A 17,982-nucleotide genomic window follows, 5' to 3' on the forward strand; every position below is an offset into this window, starting at 1 on the left:
GACCTTCCCTCAACGGGCGACTCACCAGGCGGTACGCATGACTCAGTTCGACCTGCCCCTCGACCGACTCCGCACGTACCGGAGCGCGTCCGTGGAGCCCAAGGACTTCGACGCCTTCTGGGCGGAGACCCTCCGTGAGGCGCGCGGGCACGAGCTCGGCGCACGGTTCGAGGCCGTCCCGACGGGGCTCTCCACGGTGGAGGCGTTCGACGTCACCTTCGCCGGTTTCGACGGGCAGCCGGTCAAGGGATGGTTCGTCCTGCCCGCCGGCACGACCGAACCGCTGCCGGTCGTGGTGGAGTTCCTGGGGTACGGCGGTGGGCGCGGCCTTCCGCACACCCATCTGCTCTGGGCCTCGGCCGGGTTCGCGCACTTCGTGATGGACACGCGCGGGCAGGGCAGCGGCTGGGCGACCGGTGACACCCCGGACCCGGTGGGCAGCGGGCCGGCGTTCCCCGGCTTCATGACGCGCGGCGTCGAGGACCCGTACACCTACTACTACCGGCGGCTCTTCACCGACGCCGTCCGCGCCGTGGAGGCCGCCCGCTCGCATCCGCTGGTGGACGCGGCCCGTACGGCGGTGACCGGTGTCAGCCAGGGTGGCGGGATCACGCTGGCCGTGGCGGGGCTCGTGCCGGACCTGGTCGCCGTGGCGCCGGACGTGCCGTTCCTGTGCGACTTCCCGCGCGCGACGACAGTCACGGACCGCACCCCGTACCGCGAGATAGGCAACTACCTGAAGATGCACCGCGGCCGGGTCGAGCAGGTCCAGGAGACGCTGGCCTATTTCGACGGGGTCCACTTCACGGCCCGCGCCACGGCCCCGGCCCTGTTCTCGACGGCTCTGGAGGACCTGACGTGCCCGCCGTCGACGGTGTTCGCGGCCTTCAACGCGTATGCCGGGGACGAGAAGGCGATCGAGGTGTACGACTTCAACGACCACGAGGGCGGCGGCGTCTTCCAGCAGGCGGCCCAACTCCGCTGGCTGCCGGGGAAGCTGCGCGGCTGACCGCGAGGTGCCGCAGCAGCTCGCGGCGCCGCAGAAGCCGGTGTCACGCGCGGCCGCCGCAGAAGCCGGTGTCAGGCGCGGCCGCGCAGTGCGGCCGCGTACGCCTCGTCGGGGTCGAGACGGCGGAGTTCCTCGGCGATCAGCTCGGCGGTGGTCCGCACCTTGAGGGCGAGGACCCGGCTGGGCTGGCCGGGGACCGAGAGCCTGGCCACCGGGCTCTCGGGCCGGTCGATGCGGATCTCGCCGTCCGCGGTACCCATGCGGACGGCCGTGACGACGGGGCCGTCGGTGACGACGCGGTCGACGGGAACGCCGAGCCGGACCTCGAACCAGCGGGCGAGGAGTTCCGCGCTCGGGTTCTCCGCCTCGCTCTCGACGGCGGCGGAGGTCACGGTCAGCGGGGCCTGGTCGAGCGCGGCGGCCAGCATCGAACGCCAGGGGGTGAGCCTGGTCCAGGCGAGGTCCGTGTCCCCGGGGGCGTAGGAGGCCGCCCTGGCATCCAGGGCGGCGAGGGGATCCTCCACCGCGTACATGTCGGTGATGCGGCGCTGCGCGAGTGAGCCCAGCGGGTCCCGGGAGGGCACGTCCGGGGCGTCGACGGGCCACCAGATGACGACGGGCGCGTCGGGCAGGAGCAGCGGCAGGACCACGGAGTCGGCCCGGGCGGCGAGTTCGCCGTGGAACCGGAGCAGGACCGTCTCGCCCGAACCCGCGTCGGAGCCGAGGCGGACCTCGGCGTCGAGCCGGGTCACGAGTCGCTCGCGTGGCGAGCGCGCGTGGCGCTTGATGACCACGAGGGTGCGGGAGGGGTGCTCCCGGGAGGCTTCGTTGGCGGCCCTGACCGCGTCGTAGGCGTTCTCCTCGTCGGTGACGACGACAAGGGTGAGCACAGCGCCGACGGCGGGCGTGCCGACGGCCCTGCGGCCTTGAAGAATCGCCTTGTTGATCCTGCTGGAGTCGGTGTCCGTCAGATCGATCTTCATGCGCGGCGGCCGTCCCTTCCTCTGCGGCGAGCCTAACCCTCCCCCACGGCGGACGCGTTGCGGGCCCCCGGGCGCCGGTGCCGCTACCCGAATTCCTGATCCGGCTCGTCGGCGGCCTGGCCCTCGGCACGGCGGCCGACCACGGCCGCGGCGGCGAGAGCGGTGCCGAGGAAGGCGACGGCCACCACCCAGGGGCGGTCGAGGACGTGCCCGGAGGCGTGGTCGACGGAGTACCGGCCGGCGCCCGTGACGCCGATCGCGGCGGCGACGAAGCCGAGGAACGCCGGGTACTCGTAACCGCCACCCTGGGCGAAGAAGCCCGCCGGGGCGTGGACGGAGACGGCACCCGCCATGGCGCCGGCGGCCGCGGCGCCGGCCGCCGGGGTGGCGAGGCCGAGGGCGAGCAGCGCTCCGCCGCCGGCCTCGCCGAGGCCGGCGGCGACGGCGCTCTGCCGGCCGGGCCGGAAGCCCATGGCCTCCATTGCCTGGGTGGTGCCCTCGATCCCGCCGCCGCCGAACCAGCCGAGGAGTTTCTGGGTGCCGTGTGCGGCGAGCACGGCGCCGGTGCCGACCCTCAGCACGAGGAGGCCGAGATCGCGTCGGTTGGGGTGGCCCATGGGTGTCTCCATTGCGGGGAGGACGGACACGTACGTCTCCACTGTCGTCGCCCTTTCCGGTCCGCGCCTGCCGTGATGCCGGGCGAATACTCCGCTTGAGTCACGCTTTGCGGCATTTGTTCACTATGGGTTTAGTGGGGAGGGCGCTACGCATGACCGCCGAGTCCACCGCCACGAAAGGACGGACACCGTCCATGACACAGACTCATGACCGCCCGCCACAGCAGGACGTACCGCCCGGCCCGCTGGGCGCGCTCGCCGGAGCCGCCTGGCAGGCGCTGCTCGTGGCCGGAATCGCGGCGCTGGTCCTCGGCGTCCTCGTGCTGGTCTGGCCCGGCGCCTCGCTGTTCGTGGCCGGGGTGCTCTTCGGCCTCTTCCTGCTGTTCAGCGGTGTGATGCAGCTGGTCGCGGCCTTCGGTACGCACGCGAGCACCGCGCCGCGGGTCATGGCCTTCATCAGCGGCGCCCTGTCGATCCTGCTCGGCCTGCTCTGCTTCCGTGGAGCGATGCAGTCGATCCTGCTGCTGGCTCTCTGGATCGGCATCGGCTGGCTGTTCCGCGGCATCACCCAGATCATGGCGGCGGCCTCCGATCCGGCGATGCCGGCGCGCGGCTGGCAGGTCTTCCTGGGCGCCGTCAACGCGCTCGCCGGGGTGGTGCTCATCGTCTCCCCGCTGGAGTCCGCCGCGGTGCTCGCGCTCCTCGGCGGCATCTGGCTCGTCGCCGTCGGCGCGGTCGAGATCGTGACGGCCTTCCAGGTGCGCTCGCGCGCCGAACACCTGCCGCCGGGAGCCTGACGAGGCGGTCCGCCCGGCCCCGCGTCCCGCCCGCCGTCCGCCCGATACCCGGGCGGGCGGCGAGCGCTGTTGACGCGTGCGCTACATTTTGCCGGTCCTTGACCACCGATCCCCCGTGATCGTGACCTTGCGGAGCCGGCACACCATGAGCGACATCGTCAACGGCCTCGGCCGGGCCGGCGCCTACGGCGCCCTCGGCGTGGTCCTGCTGATCCTCGGCATCGTGCTCGTGGACCTGCTGACCCCCGGGAAGCTCGGGCGCCAGATCTGGGAGGACCGCAATCGCAACGCGGCCATGCTGCTGAGCTCGGCGCTCCTCGGTATCGGTGGCATCGTCTTCACCTCGATCTGGACGACGTACGACGACTTCGGCAAGGGCCTCGTCTCGACGGCCGCCTTCGGGCTCCTCGGCCTGGCGATGATGGCCGTGGCGTTCCTGGTCGTGGACCTGGTCACGCCGGGGAAGCTGGGTGCCACCCTGGTCGACCCCGAGCCGCACCCGGCGGTCTGGGTGACCGCCTCGTGCAACATCGCGGTCTCGGCGATCGTCTCCGCCTCGATCGCCTGACGCCAGCGCCTGACGCCGACGCCGGACGCCTGAGGCCGGACGCCCGGTTCCTTTCCGGGTTCAGCTCCCCAGCGGTTCCACCTCCAGGAAGCGCCGCCCGCGCGGCCCTTTGTAGAGCAGGGCCTCCCAGCCGAGCCGTGCCAGGGCCGGAACGCACGCGCCGAGGGCCGCCGCCTCCTCCTGTGCGGCGCCCGAGCCCGCCGGGCCCAGCCACTCCACCACGGCCGTGCCCGGCCGGTCCCCCTCGCGGACCCGGTAGCCGGTGGTGATCCTCGCTCCCGAGGCGTCCATGGACGACGGGACGAGGCCGCCGTACTCCAGCGCGAGGGCCACGGCGCGGACCGGCTGCCGGCGCTCCCAGTCGGCGGGCACCGCCCTCGGGTCACCGCCCTGGCGCAGGGTGAGACGCCTGATCTGGAGCAGCCCGTCGAGGGCGGCCCGGATCTCCCGGGACCGCTGCTCGGCGTCGGCCGGTGGCAGCGGCGGTCCGTCGCCGGTGGCCGCGTCGAAGGTGCCGCCGCCCGCGGGCCCCGCCGTCACAGCAGCCGCCGGATGTCGCCGCGGACCCGGTAGAACCCACCCGCCGCGGTGTGCAGGGCATCGACCACGTAGCGCGCGCCGGGCTCCCGGATCGCCCTCGGGAACTGCACGTTCCACGCGGAGTCGTAGCCCTGGGAGACGACTCTCACCCGGGTCCTGCCCGACTCGTTCACACACTCCACGACGATCGAGCCGGCCGGGGCGGCGCTGACGGTGCTCACGGCGGTCACGGTCGTCGCCGGCTCGTACACCGGCAGGGCGGCGGCGAGCTTGATGTCCCGGGCGACCGGCACCGTGCCCTCCTGGGCGGCCCCGATCGCCGCCTCGCTCGCGTCCACGCACACCAGTGAACCATCCGTGGTCACCAGGTAGAGCCGCTCGTCGCGGTACTGCATGGAGAGCGCCGAACCCCCTCCCGTGCCCAGCTTCCACAGCCGGGTGCCGTCCTCCGCGAAGCAGTAGACGGAGGAGGCCGAGTCGGCGGCGAAGACGAACCTTCCGCCGGGCGAGGTGGCACACGAGTACACGGGGCTGTCGCAGGCGTAGACCGCCTCGACGCGTCCGTCCTTCTTCGCGAGCCGCTGGACCTTCCTGCGTGCCGTGCCCGCGTAGACCGCGGTGTCCTCCTGCCAGCCGAAGAGGACCCCGCCCTCGGTGGCCGTGTGCCACAGTTCGCCGCCGCCGTCCGGCGCGTGGGCGGCGACGCCCCGGCTGTCCCCGTAGTAGACGGCATCGCCGTCGGCGCGGACCATCCAGGCCTGCTCGCCCTGGCCGCCGCGCGCCCACTGGTGCTCGTCCTCGTGGTCGATGACGGTGAGCCGGCCCGAGCGGTCGGCGACGTGCAGGACGCCCTCATGGATGTCGAGCCAGAAGATGTCGACGTCGGTGGCGATGTCGTACGCGGCGAAGGGCAGCTTGGACGACAGGTCGTACACCTTGCCGTCGTCACAGCCCGCGTAGATCCAGAAGTCGTCGGCGACCAGGCACTTGACGCCGTCCGGCAGGCTGAACCGGGCCTGCACCTCGCCGGAGCGGTCGAGCGTGAAGACGTCCCCCGCCTGGTTGCCGACCCAGCAGCGCTCCTCGTCGACGTGGATGCCGAAGGCGGCCGACCCGGTCCTGAAGCGCCAGAGCACGGGGGCGACGGCGCGCGCGGTGGACGGCGCGGAGGTCACCTCACGGCGCGTCACGGAGCGGGCGGCGCGCTGGCCGCGCACGGCCGGCGCGTATCCCTTGCGGACCTTCTCGCCCAGCTTCCGCGCCGCGGCGGCCTGCGCCTTCGCCTGCGTCGGGAACGTGGAGTGCTGCGTCTGGCCCGCGGAGCCGATCCGGCCGTAACGGACCGACACCGCCAGGTCGTCCACGGTCACTTCGTAGAACTTGTGGGCACCGCCGCTGTCCTGCGACAGCTCCAGATAGGTCGTCGTCGTCATGGTGAAAACGGTAGGGGCACCCACTGACAACGGCCCCCGGTCCCGGCGGTCGGTCAGGCCTCGACCGGGTCCGGCGACGCCGCCGGGCGGCTCTCCGGCGGGCGGCTCTGCGGCGGGCCGCTCTCCGCCAGGCGGTTCTCCTTGAGCGTGATCCGGCCCTTGCGGATCGTGGCGAGGCGGGGCGCCCGGCGGGCGATGGCGCTGTCGTGGGTCACCATGACGAAGGTCAGACCCTGCTCCTTCCAGAGCCCTTCGAGCAGGTCGACGATCTCGTCGCGCATCGACTCGTCGAGGTTTCCGGTGGGTTCGTCGGCGAGCAGCACCTTCGGTCGCTTCACCAGGGCGCGGGCGATCGCCACGCGCTGCTGCTGGCCGCCGGAGAGCTCGGAGGGCAGATGGCCGAGGCGTTCGCCGAGGCCGACCGACTCCAGGGCCTCCGCGGCGCGCCCGCGGCGCTCGGACGGACGGATGCCGAGCGGGACGAGCGCGGTCTCCACGTTCTCCTGGGCGGTGAGGGTGGGGATGAGGTTGAAGCTCTGGAAGACGAAGCCGATGTTCTGGCCGCGTACGGCCGTCAGCCGGCGCTCGGAGAGCGCCGCGAGGTCGGTTCCGTCGAGCAGGACCCGGCCGGAGGTGGGACGGTCGAGGCCGCCGAGCATCTGGAGGAGGGTGGACTTGCCGCCGCCCGTGGGACCCTGGATGACCAGCCGGTCCCCCTGGGCGAGGGTGAGGTCGATCCCGGCGAGCGCGTCGACTCTCGTCTGCCCCCGCCGGTACTGCTTGGTGACGCCGATGAGTTCGTACACGGTGTGACTCCTGTGGTACGTGGGTGAGTTGGGCGGCCGGGTGGCTACGCGACGCGGCGCAGGGCGTCGGCCGGGCGGAGGCGTGAGGCGCGCCAGGCGCCGAAGGCGCCCGCGACGAGGCCGCCGCCGAGGGCGAGGAGGACGGCGAGGCCCACGGTGGTGAGGGAGACCGGGGCGGTGAGGGCGATGTCGACGGTCTTGCCGGCTGCGGTGCCGGCGGGACCGCCGCCGAAGATCACGCCGCCACGACCGCCACCGCCGAACGCGCCTCCGCCGGCGCCGAGTTCCGCGGAGAGGGTCGGGCCCGCGACGGTCACGGCGTACGCTCCGGCCAGGCCGACCGCGATGCCGAGGGCGCCGCCGATGACACCGTTGACGAGGGCCTCGCCGACCACCTGTCGGGTGACCCGGCCGCTCGTCCAGCCGAGTGCCTTGAGCGTGCCGAACTCGCGGACCCGCCGGGTGACGGCGGAGGAGGTGAGCAGTCCCGCGACGAGGACGGCGGCGAGCAGCACGGCGTACGAGAGCCACCTGCCGACGTTCGAGGCGAGGTCGGAGGCGGTGTCGAGCGAGCCGGAGACCGTCTGCGCGAGGTCGGCCGAGGTGGTGACGGTGGTGCCGGTGACGTTCTTCTGGATGGCGGCCTTGACCGCGTCGATCCGGGTCGAGTCGGTCGCCTTCACATAGATCGTGGTGATCTTCGCCGCGGAGGCGGAGAGCGTCTGCGCCTGCTTCAGCGGCAGGTAGACCTGGGCGGCGGACTGGCCACGGTCGGCGGTCGCGATGCCGACGATCTCGAACTTCACGCCCTTGACGGTCAGTTCGCCGCCGACGGCGAGCCCCTGCTGTTGGGCGTAGGCGCTGTCGAGGACGGCGACCTTCGCGTCGGTCTCGGTGGTCTTGAAGGTACGGCCCTGGGAGACCGTGGAGGTGGTGAGGGGGCCGAGGTCGGGCGCGGTGACGTCGGTGCCGTAGAGGGTGAAGGAGTCGACGTCGAAGGCCGCGCCGCCGCCGGTGACGGTGTCGCCGGGCCCGGAGCCGCCGCCGCTGCCGCCGGCTTCGTCGCCCGGCTGGGCCGGCTGGGGCTGGCCGCGCTGGATCCGGCCCCGCTCGAACTCGCCGTTGATCTTCAGGTTGACGAGGCTGAGCCCGCCCACCGCCCGGTCGACGCCGGGCTGTCGGCCGACCGTGGCGACGGTCGAGTCCGCGAGGGTCTGGAAGCCCTGGACCATCAGCCGGTCACTGCTCTGCTCCTCGCCGTCCTCCTTGCCCTGGAACTCGAACCGGGGCCGCTGCGCCCGCGCACCCTCCTCGGGCCGTTCCTGCGCCTTGGTCACCGTCAGGTCCGTACCGAGCCCGTAAAGCGATTCAAGGACCTTGCCCTGGGCCCGGTTCATGCCGGAGGAGACGGAGTTGACGACGATGACCAGCGCGATCCCGAGCGCGAGCCCGGAGGCGACGACGAGCGCCGCCCTTCTGCGGCGGCGCAGTTCGCGCCGGAGGTAGGTGAAGAACATGGGCGTGAAGCTAGGGGCGGCGTGTGATGACGGGATAAGGCCCGCGTGAGAGGGGGATGAGAGCGCGCGATCTCCTGGTCGGGCGCGGCCCTCCGGGTGCTCTCGAACCCCTGGGCGCGCACGGCCTCCTGGTGACAGAGTCGCCCCCATGACGCAGAGCGGCAGCACGGACAGCTGCACGAGGTCGAGGGGAGGCACCGGCTGCGCCCCGGTGTCACGCTGCTGCCGACCCCCGGGCACACCCCGGGTCACCAGTCCGTCCTGGTCGAACGGCCGGACGGCCGGGACGTCCTGGTCACCGGCGACCTCCTCGTGCACGCCGTCCAACTCGCCGCCCCGGGCGTGGCCTACGCCCACGAACGCGACCCGGCCACCGCCCGCGCCTCCCGCGAGGAACTACTCGCCCGCGCCGCCGACAGCGGGGCGGTCCTCGCGACGGCCCATCTGACCCGGCCGTTCGTCGGGCCCCCGGCGGACCCCGCCGGAGAGGCGCCCGTCGGCCGGGCGCCTGCCGCTGAGGCCCCGTCAGGCGGATAACCGCCGTCGAGGACGACGGCGGCGGGGGTGAGGAGGTGTCCACGGCACCCGCCATCGAAGTCCGGTCGGAGCGGAGAACGGCGGCTTGGACTTTCGTACCGGTTCGTGGATCTTTGTCCGGACCCGTAGCGGGCCGTCGATCCGCTCGCGATCATTGCGCTATGAACGACGAGATCTCGCTCCCGCTCGCCATGGAGTGGCTGACCGCCCCCGAGGCGTGGTCCCTCTCCGAAGGTGTCCTGTCGGTCACGGCCGCCCCGCGTACGGACGTCTTCACCGACCCGGTCGGTGGGGACGTCCGACGTGACGCCGCCGTGGCCCTGACCCATCCGCCGGAAGGCGACTGGCAGCTCTCGGCGCGGCTCCGTGTCGGGTTCCGGTCCGCCTGGGACGCGGGTGCGCTCGTCGTGTGGGCGGACGACGACCACTGGGGCAAGCTCACCTTCGAGCAGGCGCACGACGGCGTTCCGAGCGTCTACTCGGTCGTGACGCGCGGCCGGTCCGACGACGCGCTCGCCGGCCCCGTGACGGGGGACGCGCTGTGGCTGCGTATCAGCCGGGTCGGGGAGGGTTTCGCCTTCCACGTGTCGGAGGACGGCGGCTTCTGGCGCCTGGTGCGGCAGTTCGACCTGGGCGGCGTCCGTGCCGTACGGGTCGGCATCGTGGCGCAGTCACCCGTCGGCGAGGGCTGCCGCGTCGACTTCGACGCGTTCCGTCTCGCCCCCACGACTCTGGCGCACCTCTTCGACGGTCGGTGAACCGTCGGCGCGCGGCCCGCGCGGCACGGTGGGCGCGCGGGCCGGGTGGCCCTAGGCCGAGTCGCGGCGGACGAGTTCCGTCGGCAGGATCACCGCCGACGGGTCCTCGCCCGCTATCCGGCCCAGGAGCATCCGCACCATCTCGGCGCTGATCCGGTCCCAGGGTTGGCGGATGGTGGTGAGCGAGGGGCGGGAGGAGAGGGCGGCCGGGGAGTCGTCGAAGCCGCCCACGGCGATGTCCTCGGGGACCCTGCGGTCCGCGCGGGCGAGCGCGTCGAGGACGCCCTGCGCCATCAGGTCGGAGGCGACGAACACGGCGTCGATGTCCGGGGCGTGCTCCAGGAGGGCGCGGGCCGCGTCCTCGCCGCTGGCCCTGCTGTAGTCGCCGGCGGCGATCAGCGTCTCGTCGACGGGCAGTCCGCACTCGGCGAGCGTCTCGCGGTAGCCGGCGAGGCGCTCCACCCCGCCGGGGGTGTCGAGCGGTCCGGTGACGGTGGCGATCCGCCGCCGCCCGGACGCGTACAGATGACGGACCATGTCGCGGGCGCCGTCGCGGTCGTCGGCCGCGACGTAGCCGATCTTGGCGGTCTGGCCGAGCGGTTTGCCGCAGGCGACGACGGGCACGCCGGCCTCGTGCAGCCGGGCCACCACGGGGTCGCCGGAGTGGCTGGAGACGAGGAGGACTCCGTCGACGTGACCGGCCTCGATGTAGCGGAGGTTGCGGCGGCGCTCGTCCTCGGTGCCCGCGATCATCAGGAGCAGCGGGATGTCCTGGGCCGCGAGCGCCTGGGTGCAGGCGCGGAGCAGCACGTTGAAGTTGGGGTCCTCGAAGAAGCGCTCCTGCGGCTCGGTGAGGAGGAAGGCGACGGAGTCGGACTTGCCGGTGATCAGCGAGCGGGCGTGCCGGTTGACGACGTATCCCGTTCTTCGGATCGCGGCGTCGACGGCCGCCTTCGCCGTCGGGCTGACGTAGTGGCCGCCGTTGAGGACACGGGAGACGGTGCCGCGCGAGACGCCGGCCTCGCGGGCCACGTCGTGGATGGTCGCCGGGCGGCGCCTGCTCGCTGCTGTGCTCATGCTGTGTGTTTCTCCTCGATCCCCTGTGCTCAGGACTTTACGGCGCCGGAGAGCAGATCGAGGCTCCAGAAGCGCTGGATGACGAGGAAGAGCGCGATGAGCGGGGCGATGGCGAGCAGCGCGCCCGTGATGACCAGGGTGTAGAGCGCGGGCTGGCTGGCACCCTGCTTGAGGAGGGTGAACAGGCCCACGGTCATGGGGAACTTCTCGTCGTCGCCGAGCATGATGAAGGGCAGCAGGAAGTTGTTCCAGATGGCGACGAACTGGAAGAGGAAGATCGTCACCAGGCCCGGGGACATCATCGGGACGCCGATCCTGAGGAAGATCCTCCACTCGCCGGCGCCGTCCATGCGGCCGGCCTCGACGAGTTCCATGGGGATGGCGGCCTGGGCGTAGATGCGGCCGAGGTAGACGCCGTACGGGGAGAGGACCAGCGGCAGCATCACCGAGGCGTACGTGTCCGTCAGGTCGGCCTCTGCCATCAGCAGGTACTGCGGGATGGCGAGGATGACCGGGGGCATGAGGACGCCCGCCAGCATGATGTTGAAGAACGCCTCGCGGCCGCGGAATCGGTAGACGGCGAGGGCGTAGCCGGCGAAGGCGGAGACCACGGTGGACAGGATGGCGCCGAGACCGGCGTAGACCACCGAGTTGCCCATCCAGCGCCAGTAGATGCCGTCGCGGTATCCGGTGAGGTCACCGACGTTGTCGGCGAAGCCGCTGCCGGGCAGGAAGGTGAAGGTGGAGAAGAGCTCGTCGTCGGCCTTGGTGGCGGCGACGAGGACCCAGGCGACGGGCAGCAGGCAGTAGAGGGCGCCGAGGACGAGCGCGGCCGTCGGCAGCAGGGCGGTGCGGCGGGGGCGCGGGGGGCCCTGGGAGGTGCCGGGGGTGGACCCGGCGGCGGGGGCTTTCTTGCGCAGCGGCGGGGAGGCGAGCCCGGTCATCGGGTGGTTCCTTGCGTGGTGCGGCGGTTGGAGATCCTGAGGAGGGCGAAGGAGAGCGCGAAGGTGGCGAGGGCGAGCACGACGGCGGTGGCCGAGGCGGCGTAGATGTTCCCGCCGGTGAAGGCGTCGCTGTAGACCTTCATCAGCGGGCTCCAGGTGGACGGGATGCCGTTGGTGAGCGGCTTGAGCGTCATGGGCTCGTTGAAGACCTGGAGGGTCGCGATGATCGAGAAGAAGAAGGTGAGCACCAGCGAGGGCACCACCATCGGGATCTTGATGCGGAGCGCGATCTGGAGCTCCGAGCAGCCGTCGAGCTTGGCCGCCTCGAACACCTCGGCGGGCAGGGAGCGCAGCGCGGTGTAGATGACGATCATGTTGAAGCCGGTGCCACCCCAGATCGCGATGTTGGACATCGCCAGGTAGAGCGGTCCGCCGTCCATGAGGTCGGGCTGCGGGAGGCCGGCCTTGTCGAGGAGGTAGTGGAAGGGGCTGACGTCGGGGAGGTAGAGGAAGCCCCAGAGGACGGCCGCGATGACGCCGGGGACGGCGTACGGGAGGAAGATCGCGAGCCGCGCGAAGGAGCGGGCCCGGACGCGCTCGGAGTCGAGCAGGAGCGCGAAGAAGAGGGCGAGGCCGAGCATGACGGGCACGACGATGGCGCCGTAGCCGAGGACGCGGAGGGCGCTCGCGAGGAGTTCGGAGTCGGAGAGGGCGGAGGCGTAGTTCTCCAGGCCGGCCCAGACCTCGGACTTGGCGCCCTTGCCGAGGCCGAGTCCCTTGATCTCGACCTTGTGGAAGCTGAGCCAGACGGCGTAGCCGATGGGGAGGGCGAAGAAGAGGGCGAAGAGGACGGCGGCGGGGAGGAGGAAGCCGTACGGGGCCGCCTTGACCCCGTACGACCGGCGCGCGCCCTTGGGGGGCTGCGTCACTTGGCGACCTCGAAGCCCTGCTTCTGCAGGTCCGCGACGGTGGCGCCCTGCATCGCGGTCAGGGCCTCCGGGAAGCCCTTCTTCGCCTTGGCGGCCTTGCCGAACTGGTCCTTGAAGGAGGTGTAGGCGACGTTCACGTTGGGGCCCCAGGCGGCCGGTGCGGTGGTCTTCGCGATCGCGGCGGCGCTGGTGTAGAAGTCGGGCTGGTTGGCGAAGTAGTCGGGGGCCTTGGCGAGGGCGCCGCTGGTCTGGGCGGCGGTGGCCGCCGGGTAGACGCCGCTCTCCTTGACGAGGGCGGCGAGGGCCTTCGGGTCGGTGTTCAGCCAGGTGGCGAACCGGGCGGCGGCTTCCTTGTACTTCGAGTCGGTGGTGACGGCGGTGGAGGAGCCGCCCCAACTGCCGGTGACGTTGTCGCCCTTGGTCCACTGCGGGAGGGGGGCCATGGCCCACTTGCCCTTGGTGTCCGGGGCGGCGGTGGTCAGGGTGCCGGGGGCCCAGACGGCGCTGACCCAGGCGATCTGCTCGCCGGTGTTGAGGGCCTTGTTCCAGGCGGGGGTGTACATCGGCTGGTTGTCGACGGCGCCCTCGGCGACCAGGCCGCCCCAGAAGTCGGTGACCTTCTTGGTGGCGGCGTCGTCGATGCCGACCTTCCAGGTGTCGCCCTCGAAGGTCCACCACTTGGCGCCGGCCTGCTGGGAGAGGCCGGCGAAGAGGCCCGAGTCGTTGGCGGAGAAGGTGGTGAGGGACTTCTTCGGCGCCTTCTTCTTCAGTTCGCGGGCGGTCTCGGCGAACTCGTCCCAGGTGGTGGGGACGGTCAGGCCGTACTGCTTGAAGAGGTCCTCGCGGTAGAAGAACATCAGCGGCCCGGAGTCCTGCGGCAGGGCGTAGACGGCCTCGCTGCCGAAGGTGGTCTGCTGCCAGATGCCGGGGGCGAACTTGTCCTTGGCGCCCTGGGTCTCGCGGGCGATGTCGGCGAGGGCGTCGTTGCTGACGAGGGTCGGCAGGGCCTGGTACTCGGCCTGGACCAGGTCGGGGGCCTTGTGGGCCTTCGCCGCGGTGATGATCTTGGTGACGAGGTCGTCCCCGGAGGCCTGCTTCTGCACCGTGACCTGGATGTCGGGGTGCTCGGCGTTCCAGAGGGCCGCGACCTTGTCCATGCCGGGCGCCCAGGCCCAGTAGGTGAGCTCGACCGGGTCGGACCCGGCGCCGGCCTTGTCGCCGGAGTCGGAGGATCCACAGGCGGTGAGCGCGGTGGCGCCGAGGAGGACGGCGGTGGCGGCGGCGAGGCTGCGGCGCGTGATGTGGGGCATGGGGTACTTCTCCCTGACCGAAAGGGGCCTCTCTCGCAGACGGAGAGGCCGGCCATGCATCTGTGAGCGTTCACAGTAGAGAAACGTTCCGGACACTTGTCAATGGTTGTTCCTGTGCGCTTATGTTGCGTTGCCACATCGAGACCGGGTGTGTGCACGTTCCCAGCACACTAGGCTTCCCTCGTTCGACGTTTCAGGAGAGACTCATGCCGCAGACCACTCCCAAGGGCCTGCACCGGCTCGCGTTCGGCGGGGATTACAACCCCGAACAATGGCCGGAAAGCGTCTGGCAGGAGGACGTCCGGCTCATGCGTGAGGCCGGCGTCACCATGGTGAGCGTCGGGATCTTCTCCTGGGCCCTCCTCGAACCGGAGCCGGGCCGTTACGACTTCGGCTGGCTCGACCGGCTCCTCGATCTGCTCCACGAGCACGGCGTCCGGGTCGACCTCGGCACGCCGACCGTGGCGCCGCCCGCCTGGTTCTACCGCGCCCACCCGGAGGCCCTGCCCGTCACCGCCGAGGGCCTCCGCCACTCGTACGGCTCACGCGGGGCGATCTGCCACAGCTCCACCGCCTACCGCACGGCCGCCGCGGGCATCACCACCGAGCTGGCCCGCCGCTACGGCAGCCACCCCGCGCTCGCGCTCTGGCACGTCCACAACGAGTACGGCGTCCCCGTCAGCGCCTGCTACTGCGACAGCTGCGCCGCCCACTTCCGCCGCTGGCTCCACGAGACGTACGGCTCGGTGGAGGCCGTCAACGAGGCCTGGGGCACCGCCTTCTGGGGCCAGCGGTACGGCTCGTACGAGGAGATCGACCCGCCGAGGCTCACCCCCACCGTCGGCAACCCGGCGCAGCAGCTCGACTACCGCCGCTTCGCCGACGCCACCATCCGCGAGAACTTCCGGACGGAACGGGACATCCTCCACGATCTCGCGCCCGGCCTCCCCGTCACCACCAACTTCATGACCGCCCTCAGCCAGTGCGACTCCCTCGACTACTGGGCCTGGGGCCGCGAGGTCGACCTCGTCACCAACGACCACTACCTCATCACCGACGGCCGGCGCACCCACGTCAACCTCGCCATGGCCGCCGACCTCACCCGCTCCGTCGCCGGCGGCGCCCCCTGGCTGCTCCTCGAGCACTCCACCTCCGGGGTGAACTGGCAGGCCCGCAACCCGGCCAAGCGCCCCGGCGAGATGGCCCGCAACTCCCTCGCCCATGTCGCCCGCGGCTCCGAGGGCGCCATGTTCTTCCAGTGGCGCCAGTCCCGGCGCGGCGCCGAGAAGTTCCACTCCGCGATGGTCCCGCACGGCGGCGCCGACACCCGGATCTGGCGTGAGGTCGTCGCCCTCGGAGCCGACCTCGACGCACTCGCCGAGGTACGCGGCACCCGGACCGTCGCCGACGTCGCCGTGCTCTGGGACTGGCACTCCTGGTGGGCGCAGAACCTGGAATGGCGCCCCAACGCGGCCCACGACGCCCGCGAGCGCGCCGACAGCTTCTACGAGACCCTCTACGACCGGCACCTCACCGTCGACTTCGCCCACCCCGAGTCCGACCTCTCGGCCTACCCGCTGGTCGTCGTCCCCGCGCTCTACCTCACCACCGAGGCCGCCGGCCAGAACCTCCGCGAGTACGTCGAGAACGGCGGCACCCTCGTCGTCTCGTACTTCTCCGGAATCGTCGACGAGCACGACGCCGTCCACCCCGGCGCCTACCCCGGCGCCCTGCGGGACGTGCTCGGCCTCACCGTGGAGGAGTGGTCCCCGCTCCTCGACGACCAGCGCGTACGGATCGCGGGGCCGGACGGCGCCACGCTCACCGGCGACGTGTGGACGGAGTTCGTCCGGCCCCGCGGCGCCGAGACCGTGTGGACGTACGCGGACGGGCCGGCCGCCGGCGGCCCCGCCGTCACCCGGCACCGGCTCGGCCGGGGCACCGCCTGGTACGTCTCCACCCGGCTCGACGCGGCCTCGCTCGACGCGATCGTCGCCGCCGCCTGCGAGGACGCCGGGGTCGCCCCGCGCACCGCGCTGCCGCGTGACGTCGAGGTCGTGCGCCGCGCCGGGGAGGGCGGCGCGGAGTACGTCTTCGTCCTGAACCACTCCGGCGAGGAGGTCGAGGTGCCGCTGGACGGCACGGGCACGGAACTCCTCGCCGACGGCGCGCCGACGGCGGGCAAGCTCACCGTCCCGGCCGGCGCCACCAGGGTCGTACGCCTGGACGGCTGACGCCGCCGAACCCTGCCGCCGGGTGCCGTGCCGACCACGCACGTCACCGCCCAGCCGGTGCCGTGCCGACCGCGCCCGGTCGGTAGGGCGCCTCCCCCACCCGGCCCCGCCGGGTCCCCGAACTCCCCGGGGGCGGCTGCGCACGCAGCGCCGCCCCCGGGCGAGCAGCACCACCCGCACCACCGCATGACCCGCGCCACCCGCACCACCCGTGAGGAACCGCACCACTGTTCATATCCGCCGCCGTCGAAGGGACTCGACGATGCACCCCACCACGCACCCCACCACCAGAAGCCGCTTCCGGCTTCGTGCCGCGGCCGTCGCCGCGGCGCTCGCCGCCCTGCTCCTGACCCCGCTGCCCGCGGCCACGCGGGCCGAGGCCGCCGCCACGCTCACCAACGCCGGGTTCGAGACCGGCGCCGCCGGGACCGCCACCCCGGCCGGCTGGTCCACCTACTCGGCGGCCGGCCAGATCGCCGCCTCGTTCACCGAGGCCGGAGGCCACAGCGGCGGCTACCGCCTCACCCACTGGTCCTCCGCCGCGTACAAGGTGGAGACGTACCAGTACCTCTCCGGGCTCACCGACGGCACGTACACGCTGAGCGCCTGGGTGCGCTCGGGCGGCGGCCAGAACGCGGCCTATCTGGCCCTGCGCAACTGCGGCTCCGCCGAACAGCGCACCGACCTGCCCGTGACCTCGAACGGTGCCTGGATACGGCTCGTCACCTCGGTCAAGGTGACCGGCGGCGCCTGCACGGTCAGCGTCAACTCGGATGCCAAGGCCGGTAATTGGCTGAACGTCGACGATCTCACCTTCACCTCCGGGTCCACCGGTCTCACCGTGAAGGGCGTCGACCTCTCCACGCTCAAGAAGAGCCAGGACCTCGACGGTACGTACCGCACCGCCGCCGGCGTCACCGGTGACCCGGTCGCGATCCTGAAGAACGCGGGCGCCACCTACGGCCGCCTCAAGGTGTGGGTGAACCCGGCCGACGGCTACAACGACAAGGCCCGCGTCCTCGCCACCGCCCAGCGGATCAAGGCCCAGGGCATGAAGCTGCTCGTCGACTTCCACTACTCCGACATCTGGGCCGACCCGGGCGCCCAGACGAAGCCCGCCGCCTGGCAGGGCCACTCGTACGCGCAGCTCAGGACCGACGTGTACAACCACACGTACGACGTCCTGAACGCCCTCAAGGCGCAGGGCACCACGGCCGACATGGTCCAGATCGGCAACGAGATCAACACCGGCATGCTCTGGCCCGAGGGCTCGACGAGCAACTGGTCCCAGCTCGCGGGGCTGCTCAACTCCGGGATCTCGGCCGCCAAGGCGGTCTCCTCCGGCACACAGATCGCGCTGCACCTCGCGCACGGCGGCGACAACGCCCTGTACCGCACGTGGTTCGACAACGCGAAGGCGCAGGGCGTGAGTTACGACGTGATCGCGCTCTCCTTCTACGGCTACTGGCACGGCGCCCTGTCCTCGCTCCAGACCAACCTGGACGACATCTCGGCCCGTTACGGCAAGAAGGTCCTCGTCGTGGAGACGGCGTACCCGTTCCGGCTGGACAGCGAGGACGCGCACGAGAACATCATCGACCTGTCGTCCGAGCTGGTCTCCGGCTACCCGGCGAGCCCGGCCGGGCAGTCGGCCTGGCTGCGGGACATCATGAACGTCGTCGAGGCCGTTCCGAACGGCCGCGGCCTCGGGGTCGTGTACTGGGAGCCGACCTGGACCGCCGTCACGGGCAACGGCTGGGACCCGGCCGACCCCTCCTCCGGCAACGGCTGGGAGAACCAGGCCCTGTTCGACTACGACAGCAAGCTGCTGCCGGCGGCGAGCTGGCTCGCCCACCGCTGATCACCGCAGATCAGCTCTGATCGGCGCACCTCGCTGATCGCCGCACCATGGGAAGGGGGCGG

17 protein-coding genes are annotated in these 17,982 nt (G+C 72.0%); 7 read left to right on the forward strand and 10 right to left on the reverse strand.

Annotation, left to right across the window (positions count from 1 at the left end; all coding sequences use genetic code 11):
* Positions 1 to 37: 37 nt before the first annotated feature.
* Positions 38 to 1,009 (forward strand): acetylxylan esterase, encoded by a 972-nt coding sequence (locus ACIRB7_RS14590; RefSeq protein WP_403597369.1) that lies wholly within the window; start codon positions 38 to 40, stop codon positions 1,007 to 1,009.
* Positions 1,010 to 1,080: 71 nt separating this feature from the next.
* On the opposite strand, the gene opcA is transcribed toward ACIRB7_RS14590, so the two are convergent.
* Both opcA and ACIRB7_RS14600 read right to left on the reverse strand, forming a co-directional pair.
* Positions 1,081 to 1,992, reverse strand: coding sequence for a glucose-6-phosphate dehydrogenase assembly protein OpcA (gene opcA, locus ACIRB7_RS14595; RefSeq protein WP_403597372.1), 912 nt, complete (start codon positions 1,990 to 1,992; stop codon positions 1,081 to 1,083).
* Positions 1,993 to 2,075: 83 nt separating this feature from the next.
* Complete coding sequence (locus ACIRB7_RS14600) at positions 2,076 to 2,609, reverse strand: DoxX family protein (RefSeq protein ID WP_403597374.1); 534 nt, start codon at positions 2,607 to 2,609, stop codon at positions 2,076 to 2,078.
* Between the two features lie 194 nt (positions 2,610 to 2,803).
* Here ACIRB7_RS14600 and ACIRB7_RS14605 point away from each other — a divergent pair, with 194 nt between their 5' ends.
* Together ACIRB7_RS14605 and ACIRB7_RS14610 are read left to right on the forward strand one after the other, a co-directional pair.
* Complete coding sequence (locus tag ACIRB7_RS14605; RefSeq protein ID WP_403597377.1) at positions 2,804 to 3,406, forward strand: HdeD family acid-resistance protein; 603 nt, start codon at positions 2,804 to 2,806, stop codon at positions 3,404 to 3,406.
* Positions 3,407 to 3,551: 145 nt separating this feature from the next.
* Positions 3,552 to 3,974, forward strand: coding sequence for a DUF350 domain-containing protein (locus tag ACIRB7_RS14610; protein ID WP_403597380.1), 423 nt, complete (start codon positions 3,552 to 3,554; stop codon positions 3,972 to 3,974).
* A gap of 60 nt (positions 3,975 to 4,034) precedes the next feature.
* Here ACIRB7_RS14610 and ACIRB7_RS14615 read toward each other — a convergent pair whose 3' ends face one another.
* Genes ACIRB7_RS14615 through ACIRB7_RS14630 form a run of 4 tightly spaced genes read right to left on the reverse strand, consistent with a single transcriptional unit; the run spans position 4,035 to position 8,270 of the window.
* On the reverse strand, positions 4,035 to 4,514 hold the full coding sequence (locus ACIRB7_RS14615; RefSeq protein WP_403597383.1) for a hypothetical protein: 480 nt from the start codon (positions 4,512 to 4,514) through the stop codon (positions 4,035 to 4,037).
* Positions 4,511 to 5,947: a WGR domain-containing protein gene (locus ACIRB7_RS14620; RefSeq protein WP_403597386.1), complete on the reverse strand. Its 1,437-nt coding sequence runs from the start codon at positions 5,945 to 5,947 to the stop codon at positions 4,511 to 4,513. Before ACIRB7_RS14620 ends, ACIRB7_RS14615 begins: the two co-directional genes overlap by 4 nt.
* A gap of 53 nt (positions 5,948 to 6,000) precedes the next feature.
* Positions 6,001 to 6,753, reverse strand: a complete 753-nt coding sequence (locus ACIRB7_RS14625) for an ABC transporter ATP-binding protein (protein ID WP_403597389.1) — start codon at positions 6,751 to 6,753, stop codon at positions 6,001 to 6,003.
* Positions 6,754 to 6,797: 44 nt separating this feature from the next.
* Complete coding sequence (locus ACIRB7_RS14630) at positions 6,798 to 8,270, reverse strand: ABC transporter permease (RefSeq protein WP_403597392.1); 1,473 nt, start codon at positions 8,268 to 8,270, stop codon at positions 6,798 to 6,800.
* Between the two features lie 201 nt (positions 8,271 to 8,471).
* On the opposite strand from ACIRB7_RS14630, the gene ACIRB7_RS14635 reads away from it, so the two are divergent.
* Positions 8,472 to 8,807, forward strand: a complete 336-nt coding sequence (locus ACIRB7_RS14635; RefSeq protein ID WP_403597711.1) for an MBL fold metallo-hydrolase — start codon at positions 8,472 to 8,474, stop codon at positions 8,805 to 8,807.
* A gap of 161 nt (positions 8,808 to 8,968) precedes the next feature.
* A complete protein-coding gene (locus ACIRB7_RS14640; RefSeq protein ID WP_403597394.1) occupies positions 8,969 to 9,565 on the forward strand; it encodes a DUF1349 domain-containing protein in 597 nt (198 codons plus the stop codon).
* Between the two features lie 51 nt (positions 9,566 to 9,616).
* Here the strand turns inward: ACIRB7_RS14640 and ACIRB7_RS14645 are convergent, their stop codons facing one another.
* The 4 genes from ACIRB7_RS14645 to ACIRB7_RS14660 are packed head-to-tail and all read right to left on the reverse strand — an operon-like array spanning position 9,617 to position 13,825.
* On the reverse strand, positions 9,617 to 10,642 hold the full coding sequence (locus tag ACIRB7_RS14645; RefSeq protein WP_403597397.1) for a LacI family DNA-binding transcriptional regulator: 1,026 nt from the start codon (positions 10,640 to 10,642) through the stop codon (positions 9,617 to 9,619).
* Positions 10,643 to 10,671: 29 nt separating this feature from the next.
* Positions 10,672 to 11,586: a carbohydrate ABC transporter permease gene (locus tag ACIRB7_RS14650; protein WP_403597399.1), complete on the reverse strand. Its 915-nt coding sequence runs from the start codon at positions 11,584 to 11,586 to the stop codon at positions 10,672 to 10,674.
* Positions 11,583 to 12,515, reverse strand: a complete 933-nt coding sequence (locus tag ACIRB7_RS14655; protein ID WP_403597402.1) for a carbohydrate ABC transporter permease — start codon at positions 12,513 to 12,515, stop codon at positions 11,583 to 11,585. Before ACIRB7_RS14655 ends, ACIRB7_RS14650 begins: the two co-directional genes overlap by 4 nt.
* Positions 12,512 to 13,825: an ABC transporter substrate-binding protein gene (locus ACIRB7_RS14660; protein ID WP_403597405.1), complete on the reverse strand. Its 1,314-nt coding sequence runs from the start codon at positions 13,823 to 13,825 to the stop codon at positions 12,512 to 12,514. Before ACIRB7_RS14660 ends, ACIRB7_RS14655 begins: the two co-directional genes overlap by 4 nt.
* Positions 13,826 to 14,031: 206 nt before the next feature.
* Between ACIRB7_RS14660 and ACIRB7_RS14665 the strand changes: the two genes are divergently transcribed.
* Together ACIRB7_RS14665 and ACIRB7_RS14670 are read left to right on the forward strand one after the other, a co-directional pair.
* The gene (locus tag ACIRB7_RS14665; protein ID WP_403597408.1) at positions 14,032 to 16,059 is read left to right on the forward strand and encodes a beta-galactosidase; all 2,028 of its coding nucleotides are present in this window, start codon (positions 14,032 to 14,034) and stop codon (positions 16,057 to 16,059) included.
* Between the two features lie 262 nt (positions 16,060 to 16,321).
* On the forward strand, positions 16,322 to 17,920 hold the full coding sequence (locus tag ACIRB7_RS14670; protein WP_403597411.1) for an arabinogalactan endo-beta-1,4-galactanase: 1,599 nt from the start codon (positions 16,322 to 16,324) through the stop codon (positions 17,918 to 17,920).
* The last annotated feature ends 62 nt before the right edge of the window (positions 17,921 to 17,982 follow it).

It is taken from the genome of Streptomyces sp. NPDC093795, from assembly GCF_044764665.1.
GTDB lineage: Bacteria > Actinomycetota > Actinomycetes > Streptomycetales > Streptomycetaceae > Streptomyces.

Coding starts and splice junctions, on each gene's coding strand:
- ACIRB7_RS14630 (WP_403597392.1), bottom strand. CDS start 8,270: ATGTTCTTCACCTACCTCCGGCGCGAACTGCGCCGCCGCAGAAGGGCG.
- ACIRB7_RS14660 (WP_403597405.1), bottom strand. CDS start 13,825: ATGCCCCACATCACGCGCCGCAGCCTCGCCGCCGCCACCGCCGTCCTC.
- ACIRB7_RS14605 (WP_403597377.1), top strand. CDS start 2,804: ATGACACAGACTCATGACCGCCCGCCACAGCAGGACGTACCGCCCGGC.
- ACIRB7_RS14645 (WP_403597397.1), bottom strand. CDS start 10,642: ATGAGCACAGCAGCGAGCAGGCGCCGCCCGGCGACCATCCACGACGTG.
- opcA (WP_403597372.1), bottom strand. CDS start 1,992: ATGAAGATCGATCTGACGGACACCGACTCCAGCAGGATCAACAAGGCG.
- ACIRB7_RS14670 (WP_403597411.1), top strand. CDS start 16,322: ATGCACCCCACCACGCACCCCACCACCAGAAGCCGCTTCCGGCTTCGT.
- ACIRB7_RS14590 (WP_403597369.1), top strand. CDS start 38: ATGACTCAGTTCGACCTGCCCCTCGACCGACTCCGCACGTACCGGAGC.
- ACIRB7_RS14640 (WP_403597394.1), top strand. CDS start 8,969: ATGAACGACGAGATCTCGCTCCCGCTCGCCATGGAGTGGCTGACCGCC.
- ACIRB7_RS14620 (WP_403597386.1), bottom strand. CDS start 5,947: ATGACGACGACGACCTATCTGGAGCTGTCGCAGGACAGCGGCGGTGCC.
- ACIRB7_RS14610 (WP_403597380.1), top strand. CDS start 3,552: ATGAGCGACATCGTCAACGGCCTCGGCCGGGCCGGCGCCTACGGCGCC.
- ACIRB7_RS14665 (WP_403597408.1), top strand. CDS start 14,032: ATGCCGCAGACCACTCCCAAGGGCCTGCACCGGCTCGCGTTCGGCGGG.
- ACIRB7_RS14650 (WP_403597399.1), bottom strand. CDS start 11,586: ATGACCGGGCTCGCCTCCCCGCCGCTGCGCAAGAAAGCCCCCGCCGCC.
- ACIRB7_RS14600 (WP_403597374.1), bottom strand. CDS start 2,609: ATGGGCCACCCCAACCGACGCGATCTCGGCCTCCTCGTGCTGAGGGTC.